This window comes from Gardnerella sp. c10Ua_244 (assembly GCF_055818055.1).
Genome location: NZ_JARFVS010000009.1, coordinates 1 through 9,821, shown reverse-complemented (window position 1 = coordinate 9,821; position 9,821 = coordinate 1). Strand labels below are relative to the sequence as shown.

Genomic DNA, 9,821 nt, shown 5'->3' with positions numbered 1-9,821 from the left:
TTTTGTATGAAATTACTAAAAAATATGGCTGTAACGATAGTATCAGCTACATTGATTGCATCAGCAGCATTTGTGTCACCAGTGTTTGCCGCGGATGGTAGCAAACCGCTTCTATATTTAATTAAGGATTCGTTGGCTGCTACGCCTGAATATTTGGGCGATAGTACGCTAAAGAATACGTATTGGGTTGATGTGGAAAAGAAAGAGATAACCGATGGTTTTACAGGGAAAACTTATTATGGGGTATTTCCTAAGTATTTAACCTCTTCAAGTAAAACAGCGATTGCTGATTTTCCATTTAACTCTTTAGAAGACATGACTAGTACGCCAAATGCGGGGATAGTGAATAACCCTAATACGTATTGGCTTATGCCTACTGGGATGGATTTTGAAGAAAGATATGGTTATCTCGCAGGTAATGATACGGCAGAAGGAGATACAAAACCAGGACAAAATCCTACAAAACCTATCGAAAATCGTGTCAACCCATTTGGCTTTAAGGAAAATGATTTATTAACTCAAGATGAAATTAAAAAGCCAGTTGATAAACTTAAAGTATACGGTGATCTGAAGCTTAAGGGTGGAAACGGATTCTAAAGCGGTTGGTGAGCTACAATCTGGGGATAAACTGAATCTTGATTTTTCAGTTAGTATCCCATGGTTTAAGCGTTATCTCAATGGTTGGACGCTAAGCTATACGAGAGTTGGTGGCACGAATGACGCCTATGTTACGAAATTCCACAATAGCTACGGTAAGGTTGATGCAGGATTTGCTTTTACGCTAGATATTCCAGATGGTGTAGAAGTAGCTAATGATGCATCTGCTACAATTAGCGGAATTAAGGGATTTTCTCCAAGTGTAACAAAAACAAATGATGGTAAAACGCTCATTGTTACATTAAAGAAAGATAATCCTGGAACAACTCAAAAATGGCAAGACATCATTAACCAAGTTAAGAATGTAGATACCAGCAATATCATTGTTTCAGTAACTGGTCTATCTGTGAAAAAGACAGTTACTGAAGGTAAAAATATAGAATTCGAGGAACGGTAGCCGGTTTCTATGATTTTGCTAATTCTTCCACAGAGAATTTTGTGAAAGCAACCACTGCAAGAGAGGATAACTGTGCTAATCGCAATTATTTCTTCTTTGCTGCTGAACAGGATCCTAAAGGGTTAGATGCGAACGGAGAAGAAAATAAGTCTAAACAAATCTCTTATTCTTTCCAAGTGAAGAAACCAGAATCGACACCAGATCCGACGCCTACATATAATACTGTAACTTTTAAAGATGGCGATTCTACGGTTGCTACTGTTAATGTGGAGCCTGGTAAGGCTATTGATACTGATGCGTTGACTAATGAGTCTATGCTGAAGAAGCCAACGAAGGCTGGTTATACCTTCAAGGAGTGGAATACGAAGGAAGACGGTAAGGGTGAGACGTTTACGGGAGCAAGCATAGTTAATGGCGATATGACTGTGTATGCTATTTACACGAAAGATCCTGTACCAAATCCGGATCCAACTCCGAATCCTCCGGCACCGACGCCAACTCCGTCACCGAATCCAGAGCCTAACCCAACTCCAAATCAACCTGCGTCGGAACTGAAGCTGCAGCCGCAGACACCAGCTCCTCAGCCGCAGCCTGAAAAGCATATTGGCATGATTCCTAAGACAGGCGAATCGGCATCGTTTGCAGGCTTGCTCGCAGTGCTTGGTTTCTCAATTGCTGGACTTGCACTTCTTCTTAAGAAGAAAATGATGAAAAAAACAATAAGTAGGCACTGCTTGTTTTAAGTAACCGGCATTGTTTATTAGAAGATGGCTCTAGCGATATGTTAGAGCCATCTTTTTGTATGTTATCTTTTGAGTGTTATTTGAGATAAGCTTTCTTATTTTCAATAATAAATAGTATGATGCTCCAAACTAAGGGTTAAGAGCTCAATGTCAAAATTTCAGGATTCCTATAAATAGTTTCAGAGTACAAGAGTAAGATTTCATTGTGTCAACACGTAATGAAACTAGAAGCGTGTTTTGGTAAAAAGATATTTTTAACCATAATAAATATAAAAGTTGGATTTCTACCACAGAAAAAATTGAGTTTTCAGAGAAATGCTCAACAAATTGGATGACATATGTAGATGAACGTCGAATGGAAATAACGTGCGGAGAAGCTCCTTATTTAGTTAGTCGTTATAATGCAACAACTGGCAAAATAATTCCACTTAAGCAACGTATTGGTCTTTTAGAGCGCAATATTAGAGTAGTTAAAGAGAATAGTAATAATGAAACAGATTGGCTCAAATGATCTAAATATGCATTTTTTGAATCTATTTATGGTTTTTAATATCAAGGAGATAGTCTTCTTCTGTCAATAGAAAACCTTCTTGCAACATAGAGCTGGGGTAGTACAGAAGAATTACGTCAAACAATTGATTTTTATAACAACCACAGAGTAAAAAGGCTTAAAAGATAATCGTGCTATTACTGCATAAAATACTTAAGAAATTATCATAAGCCCCTTTTCGACCTATAGACCTTCTTTTTAGTGGATTATATTTAGTCTAATTTTGTTAATCTTTAAAAATTTGTATTAGTTGCAACAGTATATTTTACTTTTTCTCAATGATCGTTTTCTTTTTAACACACCCATTTAGTATAAAATTTTTCATTCATACAATAATTTACTATAAGTCTTTCTTAAAATAATTAATAAAATTTATTATTTGTTACTGTTTTGTATTCATGACTTATAACTGTATTGTATTTTTTGTAAGAAGTAATAGTATCTTTTACCAAAGTTCTTAAATGAGTTCTTAAATGAACTTAAAAGGAAATTAAATGAGTTATTATTTTTTATTGAAAGGTGAATATTATGGGACGTACTAGAACTGAACACAGCACTCCACATTTTACTAGTATGAGTGATTTCTTTGTTGGTGAAATACCAGACGATGATGAAAATTGAAATAAACATGCTGGCGGTTTTGTTATTTTGTAATACAATTGCCAGCATTATTTTGTGAAAAGATATGTTATGGTTAATTTTGTTTCACCTGAACGAGAATTTACATTGATGGATTCTTTGTCATCAATTATTGAGGTATTTGCCTTAAAGAAGTGGCAATGGAGTGTTGAAGTATCAGCATTAGACACTACTTGTATTTTGGATTCGTGTGTTTATTTAGATGAGGCTGATTGTGCAGATATTGTTTTAGAATCCGCTAGAGGTAAAGGTCTTGGGCTTGAATCTCTAACTAGCGGTTTATATGAATTATTGGAACATATAGTATATTCGAATCAGTCTGTTTTGTATTCTTGTTCATCATCTCTTCGAATAAAAGGAGATGCGATTCTTAATCTTTCTAATTCAGCAAGCAAAAATACTGATTATACTTTTTATAGTATGAGTGATAATGCTATTGCTTCGTTACCACCAGAATACTGCGGTGGAAAGTCTACTGGTGAGTTTTCTTCTATTGATGAAAATTTAATTCGTTGCTACTATACAAATAATGGATGGGCCGCAGGTGCTTCTATCCAAGAAGCGACTTTGCATGCGCTTAATGAACTTATTGAACGAGATGCAACATCTAATATTCTTCTTTCTAATATATTTGATGATGTATGCGTAGAGTTTTTAATTCCTAATTGTGAATTATTGAAAGAAATAAAACAGGCTATTGAGAGCGCAACTGGTAACAAGGTGTATATTGTATCGATTCCAGCTTTGTCTGGCTCAGTGGTGCTATCTATATGTTATAAGACAGATAGAGAAGAAATTCCTACTTTTGGATGCGGCGCATCGCAATTTTTAGGATACGCAACATATCGTTCGCTTCTTGAGTTATGGCAAGAGTTATGTGCAGATAAAGATTATTCTAATCCTGAAGAACGTGATAGATCCAAAAGACTAAAACATCTTGTACATTCATATCCAAATATTAAGAAAGCTTTATTCTTAGAAAAAATTAGACAGGATAGTGGGAAATTTTCACAAAAATTAGTGTCATATGATATACGTGACACTTTATCTATTCCTAACATAGAAATTCAGATAAATAATATAGTAAATGATCTTCATAAGTACGGAATAGATATATGGAAACGTGACGCATTCCACTATGAGCGTAAATCGATGAAATGCAATCCTAGTGTTGTGCAAATTGTCGCACCAGGATTGGAACGTTTTCATGTTATTCGTCATGGTTTTCCTGCTGAACTTATAGGTCGTCTAAGAAAACGTAAATCAATAATGTCGATTCGTCAACACAATTAATGTAATTTATAAGGGGCTTATTATGAAGGCTATTGGTAAGCGGAATAATATTTTTATTCGTATGAGATCTATTAGTCCAGCATTGCGATGGGCTTTGGTTGGCTTCTGTTTTTCTATGCTCGGCAATCAAGCGTATGAAGGATCGGTTTTGCCTTCTATTATTATTGTGGGTTTGCCAGCTTGGGTGATTGGTTTTCGTAAGACTTTTATGACGGTTGCCGATTTTCTTTCGCCATGCTCTGGTTGGATTGTTGATAAGCTTGGCGGTTTTCGCGCTCTTGCTATGACTGAGGGCGTAGAAGGCGTGCTCGGTTTGCTGCCGCTTCTTATGTTTGGCTCTCCTGCGTGGAAGTGGTCGCTTGTAGCTCTTTCTTGTGCATTGTTGATTACAGGTCAAGTGATTGATATTGCTAGCGAAGTTTTCGAGGTTGATGCTGCAGGCGGCGACGACAGCATGATTGTAAACTACAGCGGCATTGTGAGCATTTTGGCAAGTATTACAGGAACATTACTTGGCTCTCCATTAGGATCGTGGATTGCGAGCTGGTCGATTCCTGCGGTTTTGATTTTCTCGTCCGTGACTTCTTTCGCGGCTTGTGCTACGCGATTTATTATGAAACAAGACATTGCGCAAGCGTCTTGCGCAGAAGAGGAAGCGTTGCAAGATGTAGAGAATGAATCGCAAGCGATTAGTGAAGAAGGAGAAGTATCGCAAGTATCGCAAGTATCGCAAGAAAATGACGTTGCCAATAAATCTGCAGCTAAGCAATCTGCGAATCCGTCACTCAAGAGTAAAATCATGCTTCTTGCAGGATCTCTTTTGGTTGCTTTTATTCCTGCATGCTCTGTTTCCTATATTCTTCTCGGTATCGGTAAACAATATAGCTCTCAATCTTTAACAATACTGTATATTTTCACTGGTGTAGGAAGCGTGCTCGCGTCCGTTTTATATGCGCACTCTTCTCAAAAACTCGGTTTAAGAAAAGTAGCGATTTTAGGTATTGCTGTGAGCTTGCTCGCTTATTGCCTTATGTTTATTAATCTTTTGCCAATGATTTGCTTCGCATTCTTCCTTCAAGCGATTGGTGGAATGTTACTAGTAGAGCCGATTATTGTTGCGCGTCAGATTCTGTTTAAAGGGAGTACTCTCGCTAAGTTTTCTGGTTGGGCGCGCCTTGCGTTTGCGATTGGTGCTACTACTGGTTCTTGGATTGGATTTGCATTCTCATCTACGTGCCAATGGCAGCTTTTGCCTATACTCGCGCTGATTTTTACTGCCGGTTTGATTGTTGTTTTGCCGCAGTTGCCAAACACTAGCTATGCGGCGCTCGCATGATTATTTGTAATATTTAATATTGAATATAGTTGTTACCTTAATCGCATGGTAGTTTTTGCCTATATTACTTGAATTATTACGCGGGGGGGGGGTATCCTTTGCTCTATTAACAAGCTCTTTTGCAAGATGTGAGTTTACGTCTGCAGAGCGAGTTGAAGAGAAAATATATAAGTGAGGACTGTTAATGGTTAAGAAAACACAAGCTGCTAAAAATGCTTTACATGTGTCTAAGAATTACGCGTATTTGAAGCCGAGTACACTTCGTTCAATGGCGAAAGAGATAAGTGGAACTCGTTTAGAAGCATGTAAGTCGTATGCGGTTTCACGTTTACCGAAAATTGCTGTGACTGCAACATTGGCAAGCTTGCTTGCTTGTGGTGCTGGTTTGCCAACTCATCAAGCTTGGGCTAATGGTTTTAATCTTCCTGATGGTAGCTATAGGTATGCGAATCGCGATTCTTCTACAAAGGCGCAGAGGTATGTGGATATTAAACTAGTGCCATGCGATGAAAAACAAAACGATAATAAGGAAACAGCAGACAGAAAAACTTACGGACAATATTATAAGGTTGAGTACCAGTTTAATTCTCAGGGTGAATGGTGGGGTGGTCGACCATTCTGGTGGGCGAGTGTGCCTAAGGGTGTTGACATTGTAGATAATAAAATTACTTTGTACAAAGATGAACAGTTGACTGGTGATTCGTCTTCTCAACAAACAGGTGCAACATATACAAAGGAGTCTTGGAATCAGTCTGCCAGCCGTTTCTGGTTTGATAATAATAAAGAGCAAGGCACTGAATTTAAGAATAACTGGGAAAGAATGACCGGTGAAGCCGGTGGTTATGACGAATCTGGTAATACTCTCGGTACTTCTAGGGAATATAAGGACGCTACTAGTGCCTTGATTATTAACTGGGAGAGTAGAGGCAATAGAAAGTCTAAGATTAGCTTCGTTATTAAACTGAATGATAAAACGAAGCCTTTGAAATTTGCTGCAGGTGTGTACCAGGTGATGGGCAACTGGCATTACACTGCTGGTAAGGTTGCGCTTGCGCCGACGTTGCCAAAATACTCACAAGAATTGGAACTTACTTATCCTACAGATAAAGTAGAAGTTGATTCTTCGACATATGGAAATAATCTTTCAGAAGATGAGAAAAAGGCTGTTCTTACAAAGCTGTGGGAAGCTAATAAGAGTAATACCAATGTGCTGAAAAAGCTTAACGGTATGCCAGAGACTCCTACTGAAGCGGCTTTCAAAAAGGCTGTAACTGTTAATGCTGATGGTAGCGCAACGGTAACGTACAAAGATAACTCTACGGATACTATTTCTAAGGAGAATCTGACTAAACGCTACGTGCCATTGTCAGAGCGCACAAAAATTACGTATCCGGATTTGACTCCTGTGAAGAATCCGTCTTTTCTTGATTTAACAGAGAAGAAACAAGTTGAAAATGCTATTAAGAATGCTAATAGTAAGATTAAGGATCTTATAGAAAAGGTTGATGTTGCTGCTAATGGTGATGCAACAATCACATTCAAGGATGCAACTGGTACTCATTCAACTAAAAAGCTTGAAGGCAAGTATCTTGTAAAGAAGCAGCGCTTACTTGCGGATAAGTTTACGCCGTACTATCCAGTGCCAATGGCAGTTGGAAATCCACAAGGGTTGACTCAAGGTGAGCAAACAGAACTTGTGAAGAAAGTTTATGAAGCAAATAAAAATAAAGCTGACTTCATGAATGCTATTGGTAAGCCTCAGAATTTAGAAGCAGCTAAGCAATCTATTACAGTAGATGCTCAAGGCAACGTAACTATCACTTATACTGATAAGTCTACTGATAAGCTCGATGGCAACAAGCTGGTGTATCAGCGTAAGCCACTCGCTGATTTGACGAATATTACGCTTCCAGCTCGTACAGCTGTACAAGATGCTAAGAAGATTCAAAAGCAAGAACAGTCAATTATTAGGCAAGCTATCTTAACAGCCAATAATGACCTTCAAAGCAAGCTAAAAGGTAAGAATGAAAATAATGCTATCACATTTGATGACAGCAATCATACTATGACTGTTAAGTTTAATGATGATTCAACTTCTACCTTCGACTACTCTGAATTGGTGTATACCAAGGGTAATCCGGAAAAGCCAAGAACTGAAACAAAAGATAATAATGGCTACAGGTACAACATCACTAAGATTGCTATTACCGATAAGGATAAGCCGCAAGCTGCTGATTGGAATAGTTTTGTCATAAAGTTCATTCAAGATAATTGGAAAGTTAAATCAGGAAATGCTGAAATAACTACAGATTTTATAACTAAGACTGATGGCTTACTGAATAAACTTACCACTACTGGTGACAGTATAGGTAATGGAATGCAACTTTACAAATATAGTGGACAGTGGATTGAAAAAAATGGATCTAATCTTAAATTGGTTAGAGGTGGATTTGGTGGTGAAGATGGAATTGTAACAATTTATTTAGGCGACTCCATTGAAGTTAGAAAATCTAGTAAATATGGTGGTTCTGATTTAGCATTCAGTCTTACTAAGAACGACTGCTTTGTATCTAATGCTGCCGCTCCTCAGCCTAAAGAACTTAAGAAGGAAGCTGAGAATCTTATTGACAAGATTCTTAAGAAAAATGGCTTGAATGATCAAGAGATTAAGAAGTTCAAGGAAGATCATCAAGGTGAAATCAACAATATTACTAAGCCAGAAGATGTAGACAAGATTATTAAGTCTGCTAATGAGCATGGTCAAGATGAGAAGAAAAAGAAAGATGCTCAGAAGCAGATTAATGATGCTAAGAATGATCTTGGTTTGACTCCTGAGCAAAAGACTGAACTTGATAAGAAGATTGGTACTGAGACTGATCCTGAAAAGATCCGTGAGAAGATAAACGAGTTCCAAAAGGATCAGGATCAAAAGAAGCAAAAGGAAGCTGATCAAAAGCAGCAACAAGCTGATCAGCAGGCTGAGCAGGAGAAGCAACAGCAGCAGCAGAAAGATGATGCGAAGGTTGATGGCGAGGTAACGAAGCAGAATCAACAGGAGCAGCAAGACACAGGCAAGGCTGAAGAAGCTAAGAAGAAAGCTGAACTTGAGAAGCAAAAGCAGGCTGCTATTAATGAAATTAACGGGAATGATAAACTCAAGCCTGAGGAGAAAGAGCAGTTTATTAATAGCATTCAGACTGCAACTGATGAGAATGCTATAAATGCTATAAAGAAACAGGCCGCGGAAAAGGCTACTCAGAATCAAAATGCTGCTGATAACAGTAATAACGATGGTCTTAATGATGCTAAGACTGATGCTAAAAACAAGATTAGCAAGTTGAAGAATCTCAGCGAACAAGATAAGAAGAAGTATCAAGACGAAGTAGGTACTGCAGATAGTCTTGATAAAGTTGCAGAGATTCTCAACAAAGCTGAGTTTGAGGATGCTAAAGCTGCAGCTAAGAAGAAGATTGCTGATCTGAAGAAGCATGGTGATCTTACTGATCAAGAAGCTACGAACTTCAATGCAAAGTTGGATGATAAAAATACCGATTCTATACAAGACATTGATTCTATTCTTCAGGAAGCTGAGCTTGCAAAGACTAGAAAAGATGCGAATACTGCAATAGATAATCTTCAGAATCTTAATAATGCACAGAAGAAGGCTCTTAAGGAAGAAGTTGCAAATCCTGAAACTGACCCTAAGAGTGATTTAGACACTGTTGATAAGGTGAAAACTGCTATCAATAATGTTGTTACTAAGGCTAAAGATCTTGACGGCAAGATGAAGTCACTCAAGAATCTTGTGACTCTTATTAATGACCAGAAGTCTACTCTTACAGCAAAGCCTGATTATAAGGATAATAAGAAGACTGCTTTTGATAGTGCGTTCACAAATGCATCTACTCTTGTTGATGCAACTAAGGGTATGAATGCTGATGGTGCCAAGGTTGATGAGATTAAGAAGGCATTAGAAAAGGCTGTTCAGGATCTCGGTGGCAAGACTGTTGATAAGTCTGCACTGCAAAAACTTATTGACGGTGACACTGACTTCAAGAAGACGATCGCATACATTAACGCAGATCAGACTAAGAAAATTACTTACAATGAAGCTATTGCTGATGGTAATGCAGTGCTTACTGATGCTAATGCAACTGCTGAGAAAGTAGCTCAAGCTGTTAATGCTATCAATTCTGCTAAAGCTGC

General features: G+C 37.9%; 7 protein-coding genes. All 7 read left to right on the top strand.

Annotated features, from left to right (window positions below; translation table 11 throughout):
- On the top strand, window positions 1–597 hold a 597-nt coding region (locus tag P0108_RS06930), incomplete at its 5' end, for a hypothetical protein (protein WP_473730916.1).
- A complete protein-coding gene (locus P0108_RS06925; RefSeq protein ID WP_421783089.1) occupies window positions 581–1,054 on the top strand; it encodes a hypothetical protein in 474 nt (157 codons plus the stop codon). The genes P0108_RS06930 and P0108_RS06925, both read left to right, overlap by 17 nt.
- Window positions 1,055–1,095: 41 nt before the next feature.
- Entirely contained in the window at window positions 1,096–1,797 is a 702-nt protein-coding gene (locus tag P0108_RS06920) for an InlB B-repeat-containing protein (protein WP_064621847.1), read from the top strand.
- A gap of 355 nt (window positions 1,798–2,152) precedes the next feature.
- Window positions 2,153–2,308, top strand: coding sequence for a hypothetical protein (locus P0108_RS06915; protein ID WP_233186361.1), 156 nt, complete (start codon window positions 2,153–2,155; stop codon window positions 2,306–2,308).
- A 729-nt stretch (window positions 2,309–3,037) separates the two neighbouring features.
- Window positions 3,038–4,279 carry a YcaO-like family protein gene (locus P0108_RS06910; protein ID WP_102155297.1) on the top strand — a complete coding sequence of 414 codons (1,242 nt, stop codon included), beginning with the start codon at window positions 3,038–3,040 and terminating at the stop codon, window positions 4,277–4,279.
- A 22-nt stretch (window positions 4,280–4,301) separates the two neighbouring features.
- Window positions 4,302–5,615 carry an MFS transporter gene (locus P0108_RS06905; protein ID WP_064622165.1) on the top strand — a complete coding sequence of 438 codons (1,314 nt, stop codon included), beginning with the start codon at window positions 4,302–4,304 and terminating at the stop codon, window positions 5,613–5,615.
- Window positions 5,616–5,799: 184 nt separating this feature from the next.
- Window positions 5,800–9,821: MiiA motif-containing surface protein (locus P0108_RS06900; RefSeq protein WP_473730915.1), on the top strand; the 4,022-nt coding region annotated here is incomplete at its 3' end.

Coding starts and splice junctions, on each gene's coding strand:
- P0108_RS06915 (WP_233186361.1), top strand. CDS start 2,153: ATGGAAATAACGTGCGGAGAAGCTCCTTATTTAGTTAGTCGTTATAAT.
- P0108_RS06910 (WP_102155297.1), top strand. CDS start 3,038: ATGGTTAATTTTGTTTCACCTGAACGAGAATTTACATTGATGGATTCT.
- P0108_RS06905 (WP_064622165.1), top strand. CDS start 4,302: ATGAAGGCTATTGGTAAGCGGAATAATATTTTTATTCGTATGAGATCT.